Source organism: Pseudomonas sp. NBRC 111133, assembly GCF_001320605.1.
Lineage (GTDB): Bacteria > Pseudomonadota > Gammaproteobacteria > Pseudomonadales > Pseudomonadaceae > Aquipseudomonas > Aquipseudomonas monteilii.
Map to the genome: position 1 here is coordinate 1 of NZ_BCBJ01000053.1, position 24,376 is coordinate 24,376.

Here is a 24,376-nt window from a genome sequence, read left to right on the forward strand (position 1 = left end):
GCAGGCAAAAAATCAAGACTGCGACAACATTGCTGTCACATCAACGTGACTTTCCCTCATCCACCCTACGTCAAGACTTTGGTTCAGGGCACTCCTGCCCCTGAGCCTGGCGATGCCAGCGTACCGTGCTGCGCATTTCTGGACTTCCACCGTCCCATCACTTGAGGTAGCAAGCAAGATGGCCAAGGCCGCCGATGTTGTAGTGCAATGCCTGGAAAACGAAGGTGTCGAGTATGTATTCGGCATTCCCGGTGAAGAAAACCTCGACCTGCTCGAATCCCTGCGCAAGTCGAAGATCAAGCTGGTACTGACCCGTCACGAGCAGTCTGCAGGCTTTATGGCCGCCACCTATGGCCGTCTGACCGGCAAGACCGGCGTCAGCCTGTCGACCCTCGGCCCCGGCGCCACCAACCTGGTTACTGCCAGCGCCTACGCCTACCTGGGCGGCATGCCGATGATGATGATCACCGGCCAGAAGCCGATCAAGAAGTCCAAGCAGGGCCGCTTCCAGATCATCGACGTGTGCGGCATGATGGACCCCATCACCAAGTACACCCACCAGTTCGCCTCGGCTGACAACATCCCGTCGCGCATGCGCGAAGCCTTCCGCCTGGCCGAAGAAGAAAAGCCGGGTGCGGTACACTTGGAGCTGCCGGAAGACATCGCCGCCGAGCAGACCGATGCACTGCCGATCCCGCGCAGCCTGCACCGCCGCCCGCTGGCCGAGCATGTGGCCATCGAAGCCGCCGTGCAGAAACTGCATAACGCCCGTAACCCGATCCTGGTGATCGGCGCCGGCGCCAACCGCAAGATGACCGCCAAGGTCCTCAAGCAACTGATCGACAAGACCGGCATCCCGTTCATCACCACCCAGCTGGGTAAAGGTGTGGTCGACGAGCGCCACCCGCGCTTCCTGGGCAACGCCGCCCTGTCGTCCGGCGATTTTGTGCATCGTGCGGTTGAAGCCGCTGACCTGATCGTCAACATCGGCCACGACGTGATCGAGAAGCCGCCATTCTTCATGGTCCGTGGTGGCACCGAAGTCATCCACATCAACTTCCGTTCCGCCGAAGTCGATGCCGTGTACTTCCCGCAGGTCGAAGTGATCGGCGATATCGCCAACGCCGTGTGGCAGATCAGCGAAGCCCTCACCGAAACCTCGCACTGGGACTTCACTCGCCTGATGGCCATCCGTGAAGCCAACGAAGCGCAAATCGCCGAAGGCGCCGACGACGACCGCTTCCCGGTCTACCCGCAGCGCCTGGTTGCCGACATCCGTCGCGTGCTGCCGTCCGAAGGCATCGTTGCCCTGGACAACGGCATCTACAAGATCTGGTTCGCCCGCAACTACAAGGCGCACAAGCCAAATACCGTGCTGTTGGACAACGCCCTGGCGACCATGGGCGCCGGCTTGCCATCGGCCATGGCGGCGCACTTGGTGCACCCGGACCGCCCGGTGATTTCGGTATGCGGCGACGGCGGCTTCATGATGAACAGCCAGGAACTGGAAACCGCCGTGCGTCTGGGCATGCACATCACCGTGGTGATCCTGCGTGACGACGGCTACGGCATGATCCGCTGGAAGCAGGCCAACATGGGCTTCACCGATTTCGGCCTGGACTATGGCAACCCGGACTTCGTCAAGTACGCCGAAGCCTACGGTGCCAATGGCCACCGCGTGGAAAGCGCCGAAGGCCTGCTGCCGCTGCTGGAGCACTGCATCAAGACCCCGGGCGTGCATGTGATCGACTGCCCGGTCGATTACAGCGAGAACGACCGCATCCTCAACAGCGAACTGCGTGAGCGCGCGCTGGCGGTGTAAGGCGTAGCTTCAAGCTGGCACCCACAGGGTCTAGACGTCCTGTGGGTGTTGGCTGGTGGTGCATAGCAACCTCTCAACCGATCTCCAAATTGGACATTCTCAGGCTCTTCAATTCATGGGGAGCACGAGAATATGACCATCGGTTCGACACATAACCATCCTGCTGATCTGGCCATAGAGCCTACATCGCCACTACAACCGTGGGCCGCGCGTTTTCCAAACCCTCCCGATCTTTGCTTTGATTACCGTCGTTTGATTGAACAAGAGGGAGGCGTTGCATATGCCGCAAAGCCCGAGCATCGAATCTGTATTGTCGGTGCTGGTGTTACAGGGCTGACTGCCGCTCGGGAACTGTTTCGCTGCGGCTATACCCGCATCACCTTGATGGAGCAGTCCCAGCGTGTTGGCGGCCGCCACCTGACAGTGGTGAACCAGAAGGGTAATCACAAGCAGCCTTTAACCCCATTCGAAATGGGGGCCATGCGCATGCCATTGTTCAACAGGACAGGCGAATCTCCGAAAGATGGACGTTCGCTCATGGCCTATTACGCCAAGCTGTTTGAGCTACGGCTTTCCGATTTCCCGAACCCGGGGACACCTTGGGTAAATGCAACCGGTATCTATCTTCGCGACGGGCAACTAGACGGCGAAGGGGAGCCGAAGCTGCTGGTTTGGTGCAACCCACAAGGAAATACCCCTCCGCCTACTGCTACGCTGCAAAACGTCTATGAAAAATGGCATCGCTTCGCCCGGCAGTTTGCCGAGCGCATCGCCATTGTATATGGCACTGAACGTTGGACGTCGATGTGGCAGGCTGTTGTCGAACGCTATCACCAGTTGTCATTCAGGGATCTGGTGCATTTGCCCACGCTGGATGTATGGGATCCCGCAAACCCCGGTGATTTTGGCGGACTGGGCATGAACAGTGAAGAGTCGGCCATTTTCTATGCAATCGGTATTGGCGACGGCAGTTGGGGGGCCTTCTATGATGTCTGCTGCCTGTACCCGCTGCGTACAGCCATCTTTGGTTTCAGCAGCCATTTGCAATTGGTGCATGGGCGCGTTGACCAAGAGGGTACACCTTACGCTGCGCCGTATCTGGAAGCCAGCAACGTCCCTGACAGCAGGGGACTGATGTTCAAGGCACCCGCTTACATCGGTCTCGCTGCAATGGATGAAAGCTTGTTGTTTCTGGATGCCGGGATGAACGGCATTTCGCTCTACGACTACCTCCTTCAACGAGATGACGGGCTGTTGACGGACACTTCGGTTTGTTCACTGCAAAAACTGGATGGGGGCGGCATTCGCGTCGGATACCGTTGGCACAACAGTGACTCTGAGCATCAACGCCTTCAGTACGATGACTTCGACAGTGTGATCTTGACCCTCCCGTCCTGGTTGATTGAAACCAATATACGCCTCGAAGGTTTCAGCCGTCGGGTACTGCCGCCGTCGATTGTGGACGCCTGGAGGCATGCTCACTGGGAAACCAGTTGCAAGGTCTACGCACCACTGAAGAAGAGCTTTCTGGACCGACAGCCGGCGCTACCCCAGATTCTCGTTACCGACAGCTTTGTCCACGATGTCTATGCCTATCGGTACAACGACCGTTACACAGATGACTGTATCTTGCTCAGTTACACCTGGGAGGACGATGCAATGAAGCTAGCTGCATTTACTGATGAAGAATTGGCCAGCAAGTGCCTTGAGGAACTCGACCGGATCCTCCTGCGCTGCAGCAATGTGACTGAACCTATATCGCCCTACATCGATACCCGAAACATTCGCATACAGCGCTGGGCGACGGACAAAAATGCGCTCGGCTGCGCGAAGCTGTATCGCGCAGGTACCTACTACGACGCGGTCGGCCTGATGAAATACAACCGCGATTAAAGTGCCAGCTCGGGGTTGTACTTGGCTGGAGAGTCCTTCTCTGTTGACGCCGGCTGGACCGAGCCGTGTTTACGCACCGCGCTCGATGCAGTCATCAATCTTTGCAACAACACATCCGCAACGTTCAATGGAGGCTTCACCCTTGAGCACTATCCGCATTATCAACTTGGGAAATAGCGGCGTCTGGGTGTTTTTGTGAGATTCGTCCTACTGCACTTACTCGCTTCTCCTTCGCTCCCATAGGACCTGCCCGACTGTCCCTCCCAAGCGTAACCCCGCTCTACTGGCGACCTTCCAGAACAACCACAAAAAGGAAGTCGCCATGTCTGAACAACGCACCCCCGTCAGCCCCGTACGTATCGCTGTCATCCAGTACGACCCACAGGTCGGGCTAGAGTACTGCGATGGCAACCTGAGCAGAGGCCTGGCACTGGCCCGGCGTGCGGCGCGTGAAGGTGCCAATCTGATCGTGCTGCCCGAGCTGGCCAACACCGGTTATACCTTTCACTCCCGTGCCGAGGCCTATGCCCATGCTGAAACACTGCAGGCAGGCCGCAGCCTGAAAGCCTGGGCTGATTTCGCCAGGGAGTATCAGGTGTACCTGGCCGCAGGATTTGCCGAGCGTGATGGCTTGAAGCTTTACGACAGCGCCGCATTGTTCGGCCCCGACGGCCTGCTTGGGCACTATCGCAAGGCTCACCTGTGGAATCAGGAAAAGCTCTGGTTCACCCCTGGCGATCTCGGTTTTCCGGTATTCGAGACGCCGATCGGGCGTATCGGCCTGCTGATCTGCTGGGACATCTGGTTCCCTGAAGTGCCGCGGCTGATGGCAGCGCAAGGCGCGGACATCATATGCAGCTTGAACAACTGGGTGTGGACACCGCCACCCCTGTTTGATGAAGCAGGGCGTTGCATGGCGTCGTACCTGACCATGACGGCCGCGCACGTAAACAATGTCTACATCGCCGCCGCAAACCGTATCGGCAGTGAGCGAGGGGGGCGCTTTCTCGGTTGTTCGTTGATTGCCGGAACCAATGGCTGGCCCATTGGTGAGGTGGCTAGTGCGGAGGAGGAAAGCATTCTGTATGCCGATGTCGACCTCAGCAACGCACGTTCAGCGCCGATCTGGAACAGCCTCAACGACCTGCAGCGTGATCGCCGTACCGATCTCTACGATGCTGCGCTTGGCTACCGCCTGCATGCGCCTATGCCACGCTGAGGATCCACAGATGAAGCCATTATTGCTGCCCAATCGGCAGCGTTCCCCTGTGTTGATCTTCACCTGCCTGTTAATGCTGCTGGTAGCCAGCCTTGCGTCAGGCCAATGGCCAGACTACGGGCAACTGGCGGCGACCCTCGACCAACCGCTGAGCCGTTTGCGCTGGATAGTGGGCGATATCAGCGAGGTCGCTTTCTACAAGCATGAGCTGCCTGCGCTGGGCTTGCTGCTAGGCGCTAGCCTGGCACATTGGGCCCATCTTCGCGGGTATCGCTGGCAGGGTTTTGCCATCTGCTATGGAAGCGGACTGTGGCCATGGGTGTTTACCAGCTCGCTAATGGGCCTCTTACTTAGCCACGCCTTGTGGGGATGGACCTTGGCCAGTGGCACCTGGCAACCAACGTTTGTGGCCTTCGTGTCACTGCCGGCAGCCATGGTGCTGCTGTTTGGCGCGGGCTGGCGAGTGACGATCACAGGCGCGCTACTGGGGGCACTACTGGTAACCCCGGCGAGTCTGCTGATGGTCAACTACCTGTGCTATCCCCTGCAGTTGCCTGTGGTCATCGGCAACGTGAGTGGTATGGCCGTGGCAAGTGTCGTCGCGTTCCTGCTGTGCAGGCGTTTCCCGTCATGGGTACGTCAAAGCCACGAACCCGACGTTGCGAAACCTGTGGCCAGCCAACCAGACTACGGTGTGGTCTGGACCTTGCGGCGTGTGCTGGCCGACTTCAGCGAAGCGCCGTTCTTTGGCAATGAACTGGCCAGCCTCGGCCTACTACTGGGCGTGTTACTGGCTTACCTGTTGTCCCCGGCGGCCCCCGCATACGGTTCAATGTTGGTGATGCACATAGTGGCTGGGCAGGCCTTGGCGTCTTTGGTCGGAGTCGTATTCTGGCGCGGCCAGTGGCAAGCCCGTGGGTGGTACCCTACCTACATTCCGATCGTCTCGATCGTGCCGGCCGCAGTGCTGACGCATGGAGGCAGTTGGCAAGTAGTCGTGGCCAGTGCAGTGCTGGGTGCGCTGGTGGCTCCACCGCTGGCAGTGGCGATCACTCAGCGGTTGCCGACCTATGTGCATGGCTACATCGGCAACGTAGTGTCGATGGCCGTCAGCACGTTGGGAATCGTACCGCTGATCGGGTTACTTGTGGGGGGAGAAGCATGATTGAGCATTCGGGCCTGCCCAGGCTGTCGATCGCCAGTTTGGGGGGGACAGTCAGTATGCAGGCTGCGGCGGTTGGGTGTGGTGTAACGCCCACTTTGGATTGTGAGCAGCAACTGCTTCAGGTCCCACAGTTGCGCGAGATGGCGCAGTTGAACGTAACGTCATTGTGCCTGGTGCCCAGTGCATCGCTCAGCTTCAGGGCGCTGCTGGATGTGCTGGCCTGGGCTCGCTGCGAGGTCGAGCGCGGTGCCCGGGCCGTGATATTGACCCAAGGCACCGACAGCCTTGAGGAAACGGCCTATTTCCTTGATCTGCTCTGGCCATTCGATGCGCCGTTGGTGATGACCGGTGCGATGCGCTCGGCCAGCCAGCCGGGCAACGATGGCCCGGCCAACCTGCTGGCTGCGGCACAGGTTGCATTGGCACAAGGCAGCAGTGGGCGTGGTGTGCTGGTGGTGATGAATGATCAGGTTCATTGCGCGGCAAGGGTTCGCAAGACGGCCAGCCTGGCGATGGCGGCATTCGAGTCGCCTGGCTTTGGTCCTCTGGGCGAAGTTGTAGAGGGCGTCGCTACGTATCGCCATCCACCAGACAGGCGGGAAGTGCTGCCGTTACCGGGACGTTCCGACCAGCGCGTTGCCCTGCTCGAGGCGTGCCTGGACGCTGACACGGCATTGCTGCAGGCTGTGCCCACATTGGGTTACGACGGGTTGGTCATCGCCGGCTTTGGCGCTGGCCATGTTTCCGGCAGTTGGTCTGATGCTCTGGAGCACATGACGCCAACCCTGCCAGTCATTGTCGCCACTCGCACAGGTAAGGGACCTACAGCCGGGGCAACCTACGGGTTTTCCGGCTCCGAGATCGACTTGCAGAAAAAAGGTGTGCACATGGCCGGGCAGCTCTGCCCGCGCAAGTGCCGCATCTTGCTGTGGCTGCTGATTGCCACCGACCGGCAGCATGAGTTGCCGCGTTGGCTGTCCTCCTGAAAAATCTGCCCGTGCAGTGGCACGCACGGGCAACCCTTCAAGCGTTGCTGTGCTAGGGTGCACACACTTTTGCTTCTCAGGATGTACGCCCATGCTCCCCGCACTCAGCGAAAAAGAACTCGATCGCCTCGAAGACCTGCTGATCACTTACGGCAACGACTACTCGGTGCTGAACCTGGCCGAACTCAATGGTTTTTTCACCGCGCTCGCCAGCTCGCCGGTCACCGTCTACCCCGAGCAATGGCTGCCTGCGGTAGCCGGTGGCAAGGTGCCGAAGTTCAAGAAGCCTGCGCACGAAGAAGCGTACACCGCGTTGATGCTGCGCTATGCCAACCAGGTGGCAGAAGAGCTGGGTGACGACGTCGACCACTTCGAGCCGCTATTCGAAGAAAACGAAGGTGAGGAAGGCCATGTGATCGTCATGGAGGAGTGGTGCTTCGGTTACATGCGCGCTACCCAGGTTGCCGGTTGGGAGGCGTTGCCGCCAGAGCAGGATCAACTGCTCAAGGCTATTTCGCTGCATGGGCTGGAGGACAACTTCGAGTTGTTGGACCAGATGAGCGAAGCCGATATCCAGGCGTGCGTGCCACAGGTGGTCGAGGCCGCGCGGGGGCTGTTCCGGTATTTCAACAAGCTGCACTGATACAGAGTTTGCAATAAGGCTGCTGGCCTTTTCGCTGGTAAAACCGCGAAGAGACCAGCAGATCCAGCACACAGTCGGCTCAGAGGTGCTTGCGGCGGATCTCGAACGCCGACAGTGTGGCAGCCAGGCGCTCGGGGATGCGGGGTCGCGCTGGCGCGGCAATTGGAGTTTGGCACGACCGAACTGGCGAATTATTTCGCGCAGCGAAATTATGGTTTCCTCATCACACGGATTCTGCTCTGCGCCGATCAGGTGCAGCATGTGCTCCATCAGCCCACTCCGGTGCTGACCAGGAGCCAAGCCCATGTCGAACCCGATCAAGCTTTACAACTTCCCCAAGTCTGGCCACGCCCATCGCATTGAACTGATGCTGTCTCTGCTCAACCTGCCTACCGAGCTGGTGTTCGTCGACCTGGCCAAAGGGGCCCACAAGCAACCGGACTTCCTGGCCCTTAACCCGTTCGGCCAGGTACCGGTCATCGATGACAACGGCACGGTGATCGCAGACTCCAATGCCATCCTCGTCTACCTCGCCAAAAAATATGACAACGGCACCTGGCTGCCCGAAGAGCCAGCCGCTGCCGCCCGCGTGCAACGCTGGCTGTCGGTCGCTGCAGGCCCGCTGGCCTTCGGCCCCGCCGCTGCCCGCCTGGTGACCGTGTTCGGTGCTGCGTTCAACACCGACGAAGTGATCACCCGCGCCCACACCCTGCTCAAGGTGATCGATGCCGAGCTGGCAAAGTCGCCCTTCTTGGCCGGCAACACAGCCACTATCGCTGACATCGCCAACTACTCGTACATCGCTCACGCACCAGAGGGCAATGTGTCGCTGGAGCCCTATGCCAATGTGCGTAGCTGGCTGGCGCGGATCGAGTCACTGCCGGGCTTCGTGCCCATGCCACGTACTGTGATCGGGCTGCAGACCAGCGCCTGACACCCCGCCCTCGGGAGGAACGCCGCCATGCGACAGACGCCGGACCAACGCCCCTCGCCCTGGCATGCGGGCGAGCAAGCCCTGCAGGAAAAGGTCGGTGTAGCAGAGCGCATGGAGGCGTTCGGGCAAAAGGTCATTCGTGACTACATGCCCGACCAGCACCGCACGTTCTATCACCAGTTGCCGTTCATGGTGGCGGCTAGCGTTGACGCTCAGGGTCGGCCCTGGGCGACGCTGCTGGAAGGGTCAGAAGGTTTCGTCAGCTCGCCCGACCCACGGCAATTGACGATTGACACCAAGTTACCGGCAGATGACCCCGCCACCCCGGGGCTGGTCGCCGGGCAGGCAATCGGCCTGCTGGGCATCGAGCTGCACACCCGCCGGCGCAACCGCATCAACGGGCAGATCCGCCAGGCTGCTGCGGGGCAATTGCAGGTGGCGGTGGAGCAGTCGTTCGGCAACTGCCCGCAGTACATCCAGCTGCGCGACTACACCCGCGTCACCAAACCGGCCAAGGGGCGCGTTGATGCGACAACACTGGATGCAACGACCGTCAGCATGATCCAGTCTGCTGACACATGCTTCGTCGCCAGCTATGTCGAGCATGAAGACGGCCAGCGCTCGGTGGATGTTTCCCACCGAGGCGGTCGGCCAGGGTTCGTCAAGGTCGAAGGCAACACGCTGACCATTCCCGACTACGCCGGTAACCTGCACTTCAACACCTTGGGCAACTTGTGGGTTAACCCGAGGGCAGGTTTGCTGTTCATCGACTTCAGCAGCGGCAACGTTCTGCAGGTGTGCGGGCGTGCCGAGGTGCTGCTGGAAAACCCGGCCATCCAGGCTTTTGAAGGTGCAGAGCGGCTGTGGACGCTGGAGGTCGAGCAGGTGGTGTGGCGGCCGGCTGCGGTTTCCCTGCGCTGGGCCTTCAAGGAGTACGCACCGACCAGCCTGATGACCGGCATCTGGGCTGAGGCCGATGCGCGTTTGCAGCAACGCCAGCAACAGCGCCAATGGCAAGCCTGGCGCGTACTGCGGGTGGAGCAGGAGAGCCGTGATATCCGTTCGTTCTACCTTCAGCCGCCCAGCGATAGCGCTGTGGTGTTTGCACCCGGGCAACATGTTCCGGTGCAGGTAGAGCGTGACGGTGAAGCGCCGCTGATCCGCACCTACAGCTTGTCCAGCGCACCTTCCGATGGCTATTTGCGTATTAGCGTCAAAGCCCAGGGCCCGGTTTCCCGCCACTTGCATGAGCGCATCGCGCCCGGCGATGTGCTTGACGTGCGTCCACCCATGGGCAGCTTCACGCTGGACGTGCAGAGCAGGCGGCCGCTGGTGCTGATTGGCGCGGGGGTGGGAATCACGCCATTACTGGCCATGCTGCGCGAGCAGTTGAGCAAGGCCCAGACGCGGCACATCCACTTATTCCATGGCGCGCGTAGCCTGGCCGACCTGCCGTTCAGGCAGGAACTGGCGAGCTTGCGGCAACAGGCGGGAGGCTTGCTGCACATCCATCGCGCCCTGAGTCAGCCGGAAGGCCAAGCGCTGCTTGGGCGAGATTACGAGTTTGCCGGGCGTCTGGGCATCGAGCAGGTCAAGGCGACGCTGGCGCTGGACGACTACGATTTCTACCTGTGCGGACCGGGCAGTTTTACCCAGGACTTGTATGAAGGGTTGCGCGGCGTGCATGTGCCGGATGCGCGGATTCACGCAGAAGCCTTCGGGCCGTCGACGTTGCGGCGGCACACGGACGCCGACCAGCCCACCTTGCAACAGCCGCCTGCGGCCAGCGAGCCCGTGCCGGTGTACTTCGCGGCATCGGCCAAGGAAGCGCGCTGGGCACCCGGCAGCGGTACCTTGCTGGAGCTGGCCGAGGCGCGTGGGCTGGCGCCGGAGTTCAGTTGCCGGGGTGGCTCGTGTGGTACCTGCAAGACCAAACTTGTGAGTGGCCAGGTGCATTACCCGAATCCACCGGCAGAGCTGCCGGAGGCGGGGTCGGTGTTGATCTGTTGTGCGGTGCCGGCGCAGGTGGAGGAGGGGTTACAGGCATTGGTGCTGGACATCTGACAAACCAGTCCCGGCCTCTTCGCGGGCAGCACAAAATGCCCAGATGAATAATAATCCCGGCACCTCATGTCCTCAGGAGCCCGCATGGACCAGATCCACCTGATGAAGGTGTTCGTCGCCGTAGGTGAGCTGGAAAGCTTCGCCGCTGCTGCCCGCCGCCTGGATATTTCTCCGGCCGCCGTCACCCGCGCCGTCAGCGCCCTGGAAGACCAGCTTGGGGTAAAACTGCTGCTGCGCACTACCCGTAGCGTACGCCTGACCGAAGCGGGAGGCCGCTACCTGGAAGACACCCGGCATATCCTCGCCAGCATCAACGAGGCCAACGCCGCCGCTGCGGGCATCAACGCCACCCCCAAGGGCGACCTGGCGGTTACCGCGCCGATCCTGTTCGGCAAGAAGTTCGTCATGCCGTGCATCGTCCGCTACCTGCAGCAGTACCCTGAGGTCGATGTGTCTGCCTACTTCCTGGACCGCGTGGTGAACATGGTCGAGGAGGGCATGGACGTTGCGGTGCGCATCGGCCCGTTGCCCGACTCGGGGTTGAAGGCGTTGCGGGTCGGCAGGGTGCGGCGCATGTTGTGCGCATCCCCCGATTACCTGGCGCGACATGGCGCGCCGAAACATCCCTCGGACCTGGCCGGGCATGCGGTAATCGGCACCACCAACCTGTCGCCCCGTGCCGGCTGGCGCTTCGGGGTGACAGAAGAGCCGACCACGGTACGCATGAAGCCGAGGCTGACGGTCACCAGCAACGATGGGGCCATCGCGGCTGCCAGTGGCGGGCTGGGTATTGCCCGGTTGTTGTCGTACCAAGTGGCCGATGAACTGGCCAACGGGCAACTGCAGGTGATTCTGGCCGAGTACGAAGAGGCGCCCTGGCCAATTCATGTACTGCACCGGGAGAGCAAGTATGGCTCGGCCAAGGTCAGGGCCTTCATCGACATGCTGGCGCAGGCACTGCGAGCCCAACAACTCGATTGAGATCGTACAACAAGGGTTAAAACAGCTTGAAATAATATTTGTTGTACGACGACCTATGACGTGGCACTCTTTCGCCTGAAACAATTTGTCGCAAATAGCCCTGCCGGCGTTTGCGCCAAACGCTCGCCACTCTAAAAACAAGAAATTCAGGTGAACCATGAAGATGAAAGGCATCCGTTGGTGGATGGTCAGCCTTGTCACGGCTGGGCTCGTCGTCAACTACCTCGCCCGCAACACCCTCTCGGTGGCTGCCCCCACCTTGATGACCGACCTCGCCATCAGTACCGAGCAGTACGCCAAGATCGTCGCTGCCTGGCAGGTGTGCTACGCCCTCATGCAGCCCATTGCCGGCTGGTTCATCGACTTCATCGGCACCAAGCTGGGCTTTGCCGTGTTCGCCATGGCCTGGTCACTGGCCTGTGCCGGCGCGGCCCTGGCCACCGGCTGGCAGAGCATGGCGTTCATGCGTGGGTTGCTGGGCATGACCGAAGCCGCCGGCTTGCCGGCCGGGGTCAAGGCCACCACCGAGTGGTTCCCGGCCAAGGAGCGATCGGTGGCGATTGGCTGGTTCAACATCGGCTCGTCGCTCGGCGCCTTGCTGGCGCCGCCGCTGGTGGTGTGGGCGATCCTGCACAGTGGCTGGCAGCTGGCGTTCGTGATCGTTGGCGTTTCGGGCATTGTCTGGACCCTGTTGTGGATGCTGCTGTACAAGCACCCGCGTGACCAGAAACGCCTGAGTGACGAGGAGCGCGACTACATCCTGGCCGGGCAGGAAGCGCACTTCAAGCAGGACACCCGCGAGAAGGGCGCGTGGAAGCGTATCTTCAAGGCCCGTAACTTCTACGCCATCGCATCGGCGCGGATCCTGTCGGAGCCTGCCTGGCAAACCTTCAATGCCTGGATTCCGCTGTACCTGATGACCGAGCGGCACATGAACATCAAGGAAGTGGCGATGTTCGCCTGGCTGCCGTTCCTGGCGGCCGACATCGGCTGTGTGCTGGGCGGTTACCTCAGCCCGCTGTTCCACCGCTACTTCAAGGTGTCGCTGTTCACCTCACGCAAGATGGTGCTGGTGTTCGGTGCCAGCTGCATGATCGGCCCGGCCTGCATTGGCCTGGTGGAAAGCCCGTACACCGCGATCCTGTTGCTGTGCATTGGCGGTTTTGCCCACCAGACGCTGTCGGGGGCGCTGTACTCGATCACTTCCGACTCGTTCAGCAAGGACCAGGTGGCCACGGCGACCGGTATGGGCGGCATGTGCGGGTATCTGGGGGCGGCGGCGTTTACGCTGGTGTTCGGCGTGCTGGTCACGCAGATTGGCTACAGCCCGTTGTTCGTGGTGCTGGCCGCGTTCGATATCGTGGCGGCGGTGTTGGTGTGGAAGGTGGCGCGGGAGGTGCGAACGCCATCTTCGGAGAAGCCGGTAATGGCTTCGACTGAGGTGCTTGCATAAGGCTTGAGATTTTGGGGCCGCAAAGCGGCCCCAATTCAAGCAATCTGGTTACAACGGCTGATACTGCATCCTGAAGCCCAGGCTCATCGCTTCCCCTAGCTGCAACAACCTCAGCCCTGGCCGCCTCGGCAGGTGATGGGCATTGACCGGGTGGGTAACCGGCTCAAAGCAGAAAAAACCTTGTCCCTGCGGACAAAACAGCAAGAAATGCTCAGCCCCACTGGCACTGCACGCCAAGCGATACCCGGCACCGGGCTGTTCGATCACGCATTCCCCCGGCCAGCCATTGAACGCGTGATCCACGACTGTGTCAGGCAATCCTCGCAGGGTTTCAAAACTCCACCGCTCTGGTATCTCGGCCTCATACGATGGCAACCGCCCATCTTCGGCCAGCCACACCTTGCGTGCCGCTGCATGCAGCTTGGTATCGGGATACCGCGGGAAGTAGGGATGTAGTCCCAATCCATACCAGTTAGCCCGCCCATCCAGGTGCGTGACATGCAGGTCTAGGTTCAGGCACCCCTCATGCAAGTGCACATCCAGTGTGGCCTGGTAGGCAAATGGCACGTCACTGCGCAGCGTCAGGCGCACGCGCCGCTCGCTGTGGTGCTCCACCTGCCAGGGTTGTTGCCAGGCGCTGCCATGAATCGGGTAAGCGTCGTGCGTGGTATTGGGCGCCAGTGCCTGCCAGCCTTCGGGCCGGGAAAAGCCACCCTCGGAAATGCGATTGGACCACGGCGCCAGCGGGTAACAGGCCAGCCGTCGTGGGGTAGCGGTGGCCATCGCGGCCGCGTCGGAATGGCGTAGCAATGGCTGCCCGGTTGCCTTTACTTCCCAGTTGACCAGGCTGGCGCCCAGTTCCGGGGCCAGGCTCAGGCGGGTCAGGTTATCTTGCAGGTGCAGCTCGGTCACAGCCATTCAAGGCTCCTTTCAAATGAACAATCAACGGGCCCGACGGTAGGTCAGCAGCACGATGCCGCACACCACCACGGCGGCGCCGATCAGTTGCGGGGTACTCAGTTGCTGATCGAGCAACGCCCAGCCCAGCAGCAGTGTCGCGATGGGTTCGACATTCATCACCGGTGCGTTCTGCGCCATGTTCAGCCTTGGCACACACACAAACAGCAAGGTGAAGGCCAGGCCGTACAGCACCACCAGGCTGCCCAAGGCGACCCAGCCACCGCTGCTGCCGGGCAGTGACAAGCCCGACGGCATCACGCCGCTTGCGCCTGCAACCAGCATGCTGGAAAACACGATCAGCAAGGTCAGCAGGCTGCGCACTGGCCCGCGTACGGCAGCCAGTTTGTGGTCGGTGATCCACAAGGCACAGGCAAACGCACAGGCGGCACCAAAGGCCAGGCTGACGCCCAGCGCCCAGTGCGAGTTGGCCGTGCCACTGTCGGCCAGGCGTACCGGTACATCCAGCGCCAGCACCAGGCCGCACAGGATCAGGCCCATGAACAGCACCGGGCGGCCAGTAGGCCGTGCGCCACCCAGTGCCCAGGTGAGCAATGCCAGCAATATCGGAAAGGTGTTGCCCACCAGCAGCGCCAATGCCACCGGGATGCGCGCCACTGCCGAGTACAGGCACAGGCTCTGGGTGGCGATCAGCAGGCCGAGCAGCAACTGCCAGTGACGGGTACCCGCAGGCAGGCCTATCGCCTGGCGTTGCCACAGCAGCAGGCAGGCCAGCACCAGCAAGGTGATGCCTGAGCGACAGAGGATCGCCAGCAGCACGCCGGTGCCGTCATCGAAGGCGATGCGAGCGGCGATGTGGTTACCGGCGAATGAACAGGCCAGCAGGGCCAGCAAGGCGATGGCCAGTTTGCGTGGGAACAGCGGGGCAGCAGAGGAGGGAACAGCCATGTGCAGGGTCCATTTGCAGAGAGAACCCGGGGCCGCAAGGCGGCCCCGGGTTCAGTTAGAGCACCACGCTAGGCAGCCACAGGGAAATGGCCGGAATGTAGGTCACCGCCATCAGCACCAGGAACAGCGCCAGGTAGAACGGCAGCAACGCCTTCACCGTCGACTCGATGCTCACCTTGCCAATGGCCGAGCCCACGAACAGCACGGCCCCCACCGGCGGGGTGATCAGCCCGATGCCCAGGTTCACCAGCATGATCATGCCGAAGTGCACCGGATCCACGCCGATACCGGTGATGACCGGCAGCAGGATCGGTGTGAGGATCAGGATCAGCGGCGCCATGTCCATCACCGTGCCCAGCAGCATCAACATGAAGTTTATGCACATCAGGATCACGTAGCGGTTGTCCGACAGGGTCAGGAACGCCGTGGTGATCTTCGACGGGATCTGCATCAGCGTCATCACGTAGCCGAAGCTGGCGGCAAAGCCGATCAGGATCATCACGATGGAGATGGTGCGAACCGTGCGGTGCATCAGCTTGGGCAGGTCGCGCCACTTGTAGTCGCGGTAGATGAACATGGTCACGAAGAACGACCACACCACCGCCACGGCTGCCGATTCGGTCGCGGTGAACACACCCGACAGGATGCCGCCCAGGATGATCACCATGGCCATCAGGCCCCACAGCGCCTCACCGGCAATTTTCAGCGCCTGGCGCAGCGGGATCACTTCGCCCTTGGGGTAGTTGCGCTTCTTGGCGAAGATCAGGCACAGGCCCATCATCACCGCGCTCAGCAGCAAACCGGGCATGACACCCGCCATGAACAGCGAGGCAATCGATACCGTGCCGCCCGCCGCCAGCGAGTACAGCACCGAGTTGTGGCTGGGTGGGGTCAGCAGCGCCTGCACCGAGCCGCTGACGGTCACGGCGGTGGAAAACTCCCGCGGGTAGCCCTTGCGCTCCATCTCCGGAATCAGCACCGAGCCCACCGAGGCCGTGTCGGCCACCGACGAGCCCGAAATCGCCCCGAAGAAGGTCGAAGCCATGATGTTGACCAGCGACAGCCCGCCACGCACGAAGCCCACCAGCACCCCGGCAAAGGCCACCAGCCGACGTGACATGCCGCCTTCGGCCATGATCGCACCGGCCAGCACGAAGAACGGAATGGCCAGCAGTGAGAACTTGTTAACCCCACTGGCCACCTGGATCATCATCGCCTGCAGCGGGATGTCGATCCACCACGCACCGATCAACGCCGACAGGCCCAGTGCATAGGCCACCGGCATGCCCAGCAGGATGAGCGCAACGAAACTGCCCAACAGAATGAACGCATCCATTTACGCCACTCCTTCGCTTTCTTCTACATGGTCGAAACGCACCACCTTGCGATGGCTCTGGTCGCCGAGCAGAAGTTTTTCCAGCACGAAGACCAGGGTCAGCACGCCACCCACCGGGATCGGCGCATACGTCATGCCCACCCGTACACCCGGCAGCGACGCCAGAAACTGGTTCCAGGTAGTGATGCATAACTTGGTGCCGTAGTAGGTCATGAATACACACACCAGAATCATCAGCACCTGCACCAGCAGCGCGACCAGCTGGCGCTGCAGCGGTGGCAGGCGATCGGTAATCATCGCCACCGCCATGTGCGCCCCGGCGCGGTAGCTGGCGGCGGCGCCGACGAAGGTGAACACCACCATCAGCAGGATGGCCACCGGCTCTGGCCAGCTGGCGCCGGTGCCGAGCACGTAGCGGGCAAAAATGCCCCAGGGAATGATCAGCGACATCGCCAGGATCGACAGGCCGGCGACCCAGATGCAGCTGCGGTACAGCGTGTCGTTCACACGCAGGACAAGGTTTTTCATGGGCATCACCAAAGCGGCAGGGCGACGGGCGCCGCGCTGCCGAGGTCGTTCAGAAAGGGGTCGCTGTTACTGGACGGCGTCGATGCGCTTCATCAGGTCAGCGTATTGCGCGCCGTATTTTTCACGCACCGAGGCGGTGGCGTCGTAGAACGGTTTCTTGTCGACGGTGATGAACTCGACACCGGCGGCCTTCAGCTTCTCTTCACTGGCAGCGGACTTGGCGTCCCACAGCGCGCGCTCTTCCATCTGCGCCTCACGCGCGACCTGCTTCACCAGCGCCTGCTGCTCGGGAGTGAGCTTGTTCCAGGTGGTCTTGGACATCACCACCGGCTCCGGCAGGATCAGGTGGCCGGTCAGGGTGTAGTACTTGGCGCTCTGGAAGTGGTTGTGCTCAAGCAGCGTTGGCGGGTTGTTCTCGGCACCATCGATCACACCGGTTTGCAGGGCGCTGAAGATTTCCCCGGTGTCCATGGCGATGCCGTTGCCGCCCATGGCGTTCATCATGTCGATGAACAGCGGGTTGCCCTGCACGCGAATCTTCATGCCCTTGAGGTCTTCAAGGCTGCGTACGGGCTTCTTGGTGTAGATGCTGCGCGAGCCGCCATCCATCCAGGCCAGGGCCACCAGGTTGAAATCGGAGTTGGTGATCTTGTCGAGGATCTCCTGGCCGATGTCTCCGTCGATGATCTTGCGCATGTGCTCATGGTCGCGGAACACGAACGGCATGTTGAACACGTTTACATCCGGCACTACCGGGCCGACGATCCCCAGGCTGACGCGGGTCATCTGTACGGCACCGATCTGCGCCTGTTCGATCACTTCCTTTTCCGAGCCCAGCACGCCGCCGGCAAACATCTTGAAGGTAATGTCGCCATTGCTGGCTGCTTCAAGTTTTTTGCCCATGTTCTGCTCGGCCACCACGGTGGGATAGCCGGCCGGGTGGATTTCGGCGAACTTGATGTCCAGTGCCGAGGCGGGCATGGCCACGCTGAAGGCGAAGGGGAGTACGGCAAGAAGCAGCTTGCGTTTGAACGTCATGATGAAACTCCGTGGTTTTTATTATCTGGTTTCGTACGTGCAAGTGTGGGTATGGCAGGCGGGGCTCAGCCCCGGTAGGCAGGCTCCTCCAGGCCTTTGGTGCCAGGGTTGAGGGCAAACACCCCGCCAGCCAGCGGCTGGCCGCTGAGGTCGATGCCCGCAGGGCGGATCGAGGTGACGTACAGGGTGTCCAGGTTGGCGCCGCCGAAGGCGCACATCGCCGGTTTTTTCACCGGTACGTTGAGCGAGCGGTCCAGGCGGCCATCGGGGGTGAAACGGTGGATCTGCCCGGCATCGTTGCCGCAGATCCAGTAGCAGCCGTCCTGGTCGATGGCGGCGCCATCGGGGCGGCCAGGGTAGCCGCGCATGTCGACGAACAGCCGTCTGTTGTGTGGCGTGCCGCTGTCGGTGTCGTAGTCGAAGGCCCAGACTTTCTGCACGTTGGGGTGCGAGTCGGAGAGGTACATGCGTGTGCCGTCGGGGCTGAAAGCCAGGCCGTTAGGCACGATCATGCTGTCCTGCTGCAGGTGCAGATGACCTTCGCCGTCATGCCGGTAGAGCGCACCAACATGCGCGCCTTGTTGCATGTCCAGCAGCATGGTGCCGGCCCAGAAGCGGCCCTGGCGATCGCAGCGGCCATCGTTGAAACGCATGCCCGCCTGGGCATGTGGCACACTGCTGAGCAGCCGGCCGTCCAGGCTACCATCGGCCTTGGCCTGAAGCTGGAAGATGCCGCTCTCCATGCCGGCAATCCAGCCGTGGCCGCTGCGGGCGATGCAGGCCAGCATTTCGTCGCCCTGCCAGACCTGGTGTTTGCCATCGGCCGCCTGCCAGCGGTGCAGTTGGCGGGCGGGAATATCGACCCAGTACAGGGCCTGTTCACCGACGTGCCACACGGGGCTTTCGCCAGTGCCGTTGCGGGCGTCGACGATCAGTTCGCAGTTCATGGCCGTGCCTCCTGGCATGCGTGGGGTCAGTTGAATGGGCCGGCCACGGCGAAGGCGCCGCCCTGGTAGATCATGCTCGGGTCATCGGCGGCGGGCGCCGGCTGGGCCTCGACGGCGGCGCGGAAGGGTTCGGAGCTGTCCTTGGGCGCATAGCCCAGGTGCTCGGCATGGCGGTTGTCCCACCACACGGTGCGGTTGTCGGAGGCACCGTAGACGATGGTGTGGCCAACATCGGGCGTGAACAGCCCGCGCTCGATCAGTTGCACCAGGTCGTCGTAGCTCAGCCAGGTGCAGAGCATGCGCGGGTTTTGAGGTTGCGGGAACGACGAGCCAATACGGATGCTGACGGTCTCGATGCCGTAGCGGTAGAAGTAAAAACTGGCCACATCCTCGCCATAGCACTTGGACAGCCCGTAGTAGCTGTCGGGGCGGCGCGGGGAGTGGGCGTCGATGCGCTCGTCCTGGCGATAGAAGCCGATGGTGTGGTTGGAGCTGGCGAAGATGATGCGCTTCACCCCATGCTTGCGCGCTGCCTCGTAGACGTGGAACACGCCGCAGATGTTGGGGCCGAGGATGTCTTCGAAGGAATGCTCGGTAGACACGCCGCCGAAGTGGATGATGGCGTCAACGCCTTCGACCAGGGCATGTACCGCCGCCTTATCGGCCAGGTCGCAGGTGATCACTTCTTCATGCGGGCCTGCGGCAGGTGCCATGGGGCTGATGTCGGAAAGGCGCAGGACCTCGGCGTAGCCTTGCAGGCGTTCGCGAAGGACCTTGCCCAGGCCGCCTGCAGCTCCGGTGAGCAGCAGGCGGTTGAGGGGAGTAGGGGTCATGGCCGGCTCTTGTTGTTAGTTGTTGTAGGTTGTCGTATGACTAGGCTGATTATTGGCGGTGGGTTTGGGTGTTGTCAATGAGGCCTGCGTCTCTTTTGCCGGCCTCTTCGCGGTAAAACCGCTCCCACAGGTACTGCATATGCCTTGAAGTCGGCGCGGTCGGTGTAGGAGCTGGCTTGCCTGCGATGGGCCGCAAAGCGGCCCCAATAGAGACAGCACCAATGTTCCGGTTAAAGCAGCGACAACGGATAGTTAAAGATCAACCGGTTCTCATCAAACTCGTTATTGCTGTAATCCCGCCGAATCGACGAGTTACGCCACTTCACACTCAAATCCTTGAATGCCCCGCTCTGGATCACATACGCCAACTCCGTCTCGCGTACCCACTCCTTGCCATCGGTCACCGACCCGGTATGCACATCACGCCCGCTGATGTACCGGTTCATCAAGGTCAACCCCGGCACTCCGACCGTGACAAAGTTGAAGTCATGCCTCACCTGCCACGAGCGTTCGTTGGCATTGTCGAAGCTGGAGTTGTAGCTGTCGTTGGCCAGAGTCCCGCCACTGGTGCCATTGACCCGCATCCAGGTATCGCCATCGACTTTCTGCAGGCCCACCCAGAAGGTGTTGCCGCCGTACTTGGCCGAGAACATCCCCGAATAGGTCTTGTTGTCCAGCTGCCCGGCGCGCTCGGAACCGTCCTCATCACCATGGAAATAGCCCAGGTTGGCACCCAGGGTCCAGTCACCCACCGGCTGGCTGTGGCTCAGTTGCAGGTACTGTTGCTGGTACACATCCTTCAGCACCGCATTCCACAGCCCCACCAGCGTACGGTCCTGGTTGAACTTGTACTCGCCACCGACAAAGTTGAAGCGGTCCGACAGCCCGCCGCCGTAGCTCATGTCTTCCATGCTGGCATCGTTGCGCGGGCTGTTGCCGCGGAACTGGCCGCCATACAGGGTCAGCCCGGCAATCTCGTTGGAGGTGATTTGCCCGCCACGGAATGTCTGTGGCAGCGAGCGCCCGTCGTCCGAACGCAGAATCGGTAGCACCGGCATCCACTCGCCAATCTTCAGTTCGGTCTTGGAGATACGCGCCTTGCCAGCGACTGCCAACCGCCCATAATCATCCGCAGGCTTGCCATCGTCATGGCGCGGCAGCAACGCTGTGCCATAGGTGCCGCCGCCGCCGTCGAGCTTGACCGACCACAGCCCCAGCACATCCACGCCGAACCCGACCGGCCCTTCGGTAAAGCCCGAGCGGGCATCGAGGATGAAGCTTTGCGTCCATTCCTCGGCCTTGCTTTGCGGGTTGCTCGGGTTGGTGAAGTTACGATTGATGTAGAAGTTGCGCAGCCCGAGCGTGGCTTTGCTGTCCTCGACAAAACCCGCAGCCAGACTGGTGCCCGGCAAGCCGGCGATAACCCCGGCGCCAAGCAGGGCGAAGGGCAGGGTGTGGCAGATTTTCATTATTGTTGTGCTCCCGAAGGGTATGGCAGCCCGTCCACCGGGCACGCACAGGCGGCCTGCGGCAGGGGCGGGTAGGTAACGGGCCGGTCAGGGCCAGAGGTGGATACGCGGTAACCGGGTGCTAGGTACTGGCGGGCGTACGCAGGCAGGCCGGGGCAAGGGGGGTGTGCAACAGACGTGGGTGTTGCGGGATGGGTGTCGACATGATTTCGTCCACTGATTGTTGTTTTTGTTATGTGTTGTCGTACAACTGTGGGCGATTATTAGCAAGGGGGAGGTGGGCTGTCAACGGCTGATGGCTGAGCGATTCAGGGGTTAGGTGGCGTAAATCGGGCTGTAGAAGCTCTACCATGACTGCTATAGAGACATACTACGACTAAGGTAGTCATTTGCGCTGTTTCAACAGCGGGCGCGATCTCATCCCAAAATTCAAAAGCTGGCTCGATCCCTGTGGGAGCGGCTTTAGCCGCGAACACCGTCACAGCCGGTGCCATACACCGCGTTGAATTTTTCGCGGGTGAACCCGCTCCCACAGATATGCGCCTTTAACCCGAACACATCCTTTACAAATCCAATCCAGTTGCCTGTGGACCCTGCCGCAACCCTGCGCTATCTTCAGATCTGGCCTCGCCCTCGACCACGTAGACTGGCATGTCCAGTCCCGGCACCTCGTTGTGCCGTACCCCTCTTGTCGGCGTGGGCGGGGCCTCTTCTTTTCTCGACAGTCGAACCATGGCGTCCGTCAACATCTGCATCGACGACGAGCTCAAAGCCCGCGCCTACGAAGAGCTAGAGCGCCTCGGTGTAACCCCCTCCGAACGCATGCACCAGGTTCTGCAATATGTAGCAGAGCAGGGCAAGCTGCCTTTTGGGCCAGCCACCATGGCCGAGGAAGATGAAGGCCTCATCGCGTCTGTAAATGAGCGTCTCGCTTCCCCGCTGCGCGTGAAGGTTCAACTGGATGACCTATAGCATCTGACTCGATGTACGGCACCGGCTTTGCCGGCGTTCGCAGGTGACCTCTAATGCCAATCAGTCAGGAACATTGGGGCCGCTTTGCGCCCCATCGCCGGCAAGCCAGGCTCCCACAGTTACAGCGCATGGCTTGAGTGCGATGCGCTCGGTGTGGGAGCTGGCTTGCCGGCGGTGGGCTGCGTTCTTAAGCGCCGACAGACGTTATTGCAACGCTAAAAAAGTGACAATGAAAAACCTTGTAGGAAGCGTCCTGTTTGCCTTTCCCCTGCCAATAAAAAAGGCTGCCGTTTGGCAGCCTTCTTGATAATCAGCCCGGATAATCAGTCCCAGCTCAGTGCACCACCAGTCTGATACTCAATCACGCGCGTCTCAAAGAAGTTCTTCTCCTTCTTCAAGTCCATGATCTCGCTCATCCATGGGAACGGGTTGGTAGTCCCCGGATACTCTTCTTTCAAACCAATCTGAGTCAAACGACGGTTAGCAATGAACTTGAGGTAATCCTCCATCATCGCCGCGTTCATGCCCAGCACGCCGCGTGGCATGGTGTCACGGGCGTATTCGATCTCCAGCTGGGTCCCTTGCAGGATCATCTGGGTCGCTTCTTCCTTCATCGCCGCGTCCCACAGGTGTGGGTTCTCGATCTTGATCTGGTTGATCACGTCGATACCGAAGTTCAGGTGCATCGACTCGTCACGCAGGATGTACTGGAACTGCTCGGCCACGCCGGTCATCTTGTTGCGGCGGCCCATGGACAGGATCTGGGTGAAGCCGCAGTAGAAGAAGATGCCTTCCAGTACGCAGTAGTAGGCGATCAGGTTGCGCAGCAGCTCTTTGTCGGTTTCGACGGTGCCGGTGTTGAATTCCGGGTCGGAGATGGCGCGGGTGTACTTCAGGCCCCAGGCGGCTTTTTTAGCGACCGACGGGATCTCGTGGTACATGTTGAAGATCTCGCCTTCATCCATGCCCAGCGACTCGATGCAGTACTGGTAGGCGTGAGTGTGGATCGCCTCTTCGAAGGCCTGGCGCAGGATGTACTGGCGGCACTCCGGGTTGGTGATCAGGCGGTACACGGCCAGGGCCAGGTTGTTGGCAACCAGCGAGTCGGCGGTGGAGAAGAAGCCGAGGTTGCGCATGACGATGCGGCGCTCGTCTTCGGTCAGGCCGTCCTGGCTCTTCCACAGGGCGATGTCGGCGGTCATGTTGACCTCTTGCGGCATCCAGTGGTTGGCGCAGCCGTCCAGGTACTTCTGCCAGGCCCAGTCGTACTTGAACGGTACCAGCTGGTTCAGGTCGGCGCGGCAGTTGATCATGCGCTTTTCGTCAACGGCAACGCGGGCGGAGGAGCCTTCCAGCTCGGCCAGGCCTTCGGCCACGTCGAGGGCGTCGAGGGCAGCCTTGGCACGCTTGACGGCTTCGGAGTCAGACGCGGTAGCAGCGCGAGCTTCCAGGGCGGCGGCACCACCAGCGCTGTCGAGCTTGTCGAGGGTAGCGGTGGCAGCGGCCTGCGCAGGGGTGTTGCCTTTGGCGGCTACTTCGCCGTCTTCTTTATCGAATTCGTCCCAGCTCAGCATGGTTTGGCTCCTGCTTGAGGGTCGCCCTGGGGCAACCGGTTGGATTTTAAAAATGTGATGCCTGACGCAAGGCCGTAACGGCGAATGGACAGCTCGAGAGGCTGACTCTCGTTTACATCTGAATGTGTTCTGACTTGTACCTGGCCAGGCCTCTGGGAGGGGCCAGGACAATTGAAAGGTGCCCTTTTTCAGAGGGGGCGCAGTATACCGGAATTCGCCTCCGATCGGGGCGCGCGTCTGGCGGGCGAGGGTAACTTTTTCGACCGGTTTTGCGTGCGTCCGTTCACCAGGCTTGTGCCGTTTGCTACGGGGAAGGAGTGTAGCGGCAAAAAGCGGGTGGCACTACATGTTGTGCCATTTTATTTTATGGGCACATTATGTGGTGTTGGCGCGCTTTTTGTGGGGGCGGCCTTGTGTCGCGAGAGGGCTGCAAGGCAGCCCGGGCGATTTATGCGGCGGAGCTGAAAACTTGGGGGCGCTTCGTACCCCTATCGCGACACAAGGCCGCTCCCACAGTAGCGCAGTGTTTCGACGATGTGGGTCTTGGGGTGTTTGCGTGCTACTTCGACCGAGGTGAAGCGGCCGGTTTCAGCGTTGCGACCAATCTTGCGAGTTGCCACCTTTTTCCGCGCCATGGGCTTGTTTCCTTTTTT

Annotated in this window: 20 protein-coding genes and 1 pseudogene; 11 read left to right on the plus strand and 10 right to left on the minus strand. The window is 61.1% G+C overall.

Features of this window, described 5'->3' with window-relative positions; genetic code table 11:
* Positions 1–178: 178 nt before the first annotated feature.
* From APH36_RS10575 to APH36_RS10620, 10 genes and pseudogenes are all read left to right on the plus strand, one after another.
* On the plus strand, positions 179–1,822 hold the full coding sequence (locus tag APH36_RS10575; protein WP_042131426.1) for an acetolactate synthase large subunit: 1,644 nt from the start codon (positions 179–181) through the stop codon (positions 1,820–1,822).
* 132 nt (positions 1,823–1,954) lie between these two features.
* Positions 1,955–3,892 (plus strand): annotated as a pseudogene (locus APH36_RS10580) (flavin monoamine oxidase family protein).
* Positions 3,893–4,037: 145 nt separating this feature from the next.
* Complete coding sequence (locus APH36_RS10585) at positions 4,038–4,934, plus strand: nitrilase family protein (RefSeq protein ID WP_060498580.1); 897 nt, start codon at positions 4,038–4,040, stop codon at positions 4,932–4,934.
* A 10-nt stretch (positions 4,935–4,944) separates the two neighbouring features.
* Entirely contained in the window at positions 4,945–6,099 is a 1,155-nt protein-coding gene (locus APH36_RS10590) for a hypothetical protein (RefSeq protein ID WP_060498581.1), read from the plus strand.
* Entirely contained in the window at positions 6,096–7,085 is a 990-nt protein-coding gene (locus APH36_RS10595) for an asparaginase (RefSeq protein ID WP_060498582.1), read from the plus strand. Before APH36_RS10590 ends, APH36_RS10595 begins: the two co-directional genes overlap by 4 nt.
* Positions 7,086–7,176: 91 nt before the next feature.
* Complete coding sequence (locus tag APH36_RS10600; RefSeq protein ID WP_060498583.1) at positions 7,177–7,728, plus strand: UPF0149 family protein; 552 nt, start codon at positions 7,177–7,179, stop codon at positions 7,726–7,728.
* Between the two features lie 304 nt (positions 7,729–8,032).
* Positions 8,033–8,662, plus strand: a complete 630-nt coding sequence (locus APH36_RS10605; RefSeq protein WP_016712045.1) for a glutathione S-transferase family protein — start codon at positions 8,033–8,035, stop codon at positions 8,660–8,662.
* Between the two features lie 27 nt (positions 8,663–8,689).
* Positions 8,690–10,726, plus strand: coding sequence for a pyridoxamine 5'-phosphate oxidase family protein (locus APH36_RS10610; protein ID WP_060498584.1), 2,037 nt, complete (start codon positions 8,690–8,692; stop codon positions 10,724–10,726).
* A gap of 84 nt (positions 10,727–10,810) precedes the next feature.
* Positions 10,811–11,707 carry a LysR family transcriptional regulator gene (locus APH36_RS10615; protein ID WP_060498585.1) on the plus strand — a complete coding sequence of 299 codons (897 nt, stop codon included), beginning with the start codon at positions 10,811–10,813 and terminating at the stop codon, positions 11,705–11,707.
* Positions 11,708–11,864: 157 nt separating this feature from the next.
* The gene (locus APH36_RS10620) at positions 11,865–13,160 is read left to right on the plus strand and encodes an MFS transporter (RefSeq protein WP_060498586.1); all 1,296 of its coding nucleotides are present in this window, start codon (positions 11,865–11,867) and stop codon (positions 13,158–13,160) included.
* 48 nt (positions 13,161–13,208) lie between these two features.
* Here the strand turns inward: APH36_RS10620 and APH36_RS10625 are convergent, their stop codons facing one another.
* From APH36_RS10625 to APH36_RS10660, 8 genes are all read right to left on the minus strand, one after another.
* Entirely contained in the window at positions 13,209–14,078 is an 870-nt protein-coding gene (locus APH36_RS10625; RefSeq protein WP_060498587.1) for an aldose 1-epimerase, read from the minus strand.
* Positions 14,079–14,102: 24 nt separating this feature from the next.
* Positions 14,103–15,026 (minus strand): EamA family transporter, encoded by a 924-nt coding sequence (locus APH36_RS10630; protein WP_060498588.1) that lies wholly within the window; start codon positions 15,024–15,026, stop codon positions 14,103–14,105.
* 55 nt (positions 15,027–15,081) lie between these two features.
* Entirely contained in the window at positions 15,082–16,362 is a 1,281-nt protein-coding gene (locus APH36_RS10635) for a TRAP transporter large permease (protein WP_060498589.1), read from the minus strand.
* Positions 16,363–16,890, minus strand: coding sequence for a TRAP transporter small permease (locus APH36_RS10640; RefSeq protein WP_016712038.1), 528 nt, complete (start codon positions 16,888–16,890; stop codon positions 16,363–16,365).
* Between the two features lie 66 nt (positions 16,891–16,956).
* Positions 16,957–17,928, minus strand: coding sequence for a TRAP transporter substrate-binding protein (locus APH36_RS10645; protein ID WP_060498590.1), 972 nt, complete (start codon positions 17,926–17,928; stop codon positions 16,957–16,959).
* Between the two features lie 65 nt (positions 17,929–17,993).
* Positions 17,994–18,875, minus strand: a complete 882-nt coding sequence (locus APH36_RS10650; RefSeq protein ID WP_060498591.1) for an SMP-30/gluconolactonase/LRE family protein — start codon at positions 18,873–18,875, stop codon at positions 17,994–17,996.
* Positions 18,876–18,901: 26 nt separating this feature from the next.
* Positions 18,902–19,708, minus strand: coding sequence for an NAD(P)-dependent oxidoreductase (locus APH36_RS10655; protein WP_060498592.1), 807 nt, complete (start codon positions 19,706–19,708; stop codon positions 18,902–18,904).
* A gap of 230 nt (positions 19,709–19,938) precedes the next feature.
* Positions 19,939–21,177 (minus strand): OprD family porin, encoded by a 1,239-nt coding sequence (locus APH36_RS10660; RefSeq protein WP_060498593.1) that lies wholly within the window; start codon positions 21,175–21,177, stop codon positions 19,939–19,941.
* 732 nt (positions 21,178–21,909) lie between these two features.
* On the opposite strand from APH36_RS10660, the gene APH36_RS10665 reads away from it, so the two are divergent.
* Positions 21,910–22,149 carry a type II toxin-antitoxin system RelB/DinJ family antitoxin gene (locus tag APH36_RS10665; RefSeq protein ID WP_060498594.1) on the plus strand — a complete coding sequence of 80 codons (240 nt, stop codon included), beginning with the start codon at positions 21,910–21,912 and terminating at the stop codon, positions 22,147–22,149.
* Positions 22,150–22,472: 323 nt separating this feature from the next.
* Here APH36_RS10665 and APH36_RS10670 read toward each other — a convergent pair whose 3' ends face one another.
* Both APH36_RS10670 and APH36_RS32075 read right to left on the minus strand, forming a co-directional pair.
* A complete protein-coding gene (locus APH36_RS10670; RefSeq protein ID WP_060498595.1) occupies positions 22,473–23,723 on the minus strand; it encodes a ribonucleotide-diphosphate reductase subunit beta in 1,251 nt (416 codons plus the stop codon).
* A 488-nt stretch (positions 23,724–24,211) separates the two neighbouring features.
* A complete protein-coding gene (locus tag APH36_RS32075; protein ID WP_164528035.1) occupies positions 24,212–24,358 on the minus strand; it encodes a hypothetical protein in 147 nt (48 codons plus the stop codon).
* Positions 24,359–24,376 lie beyond the last annotated feature (18 nt).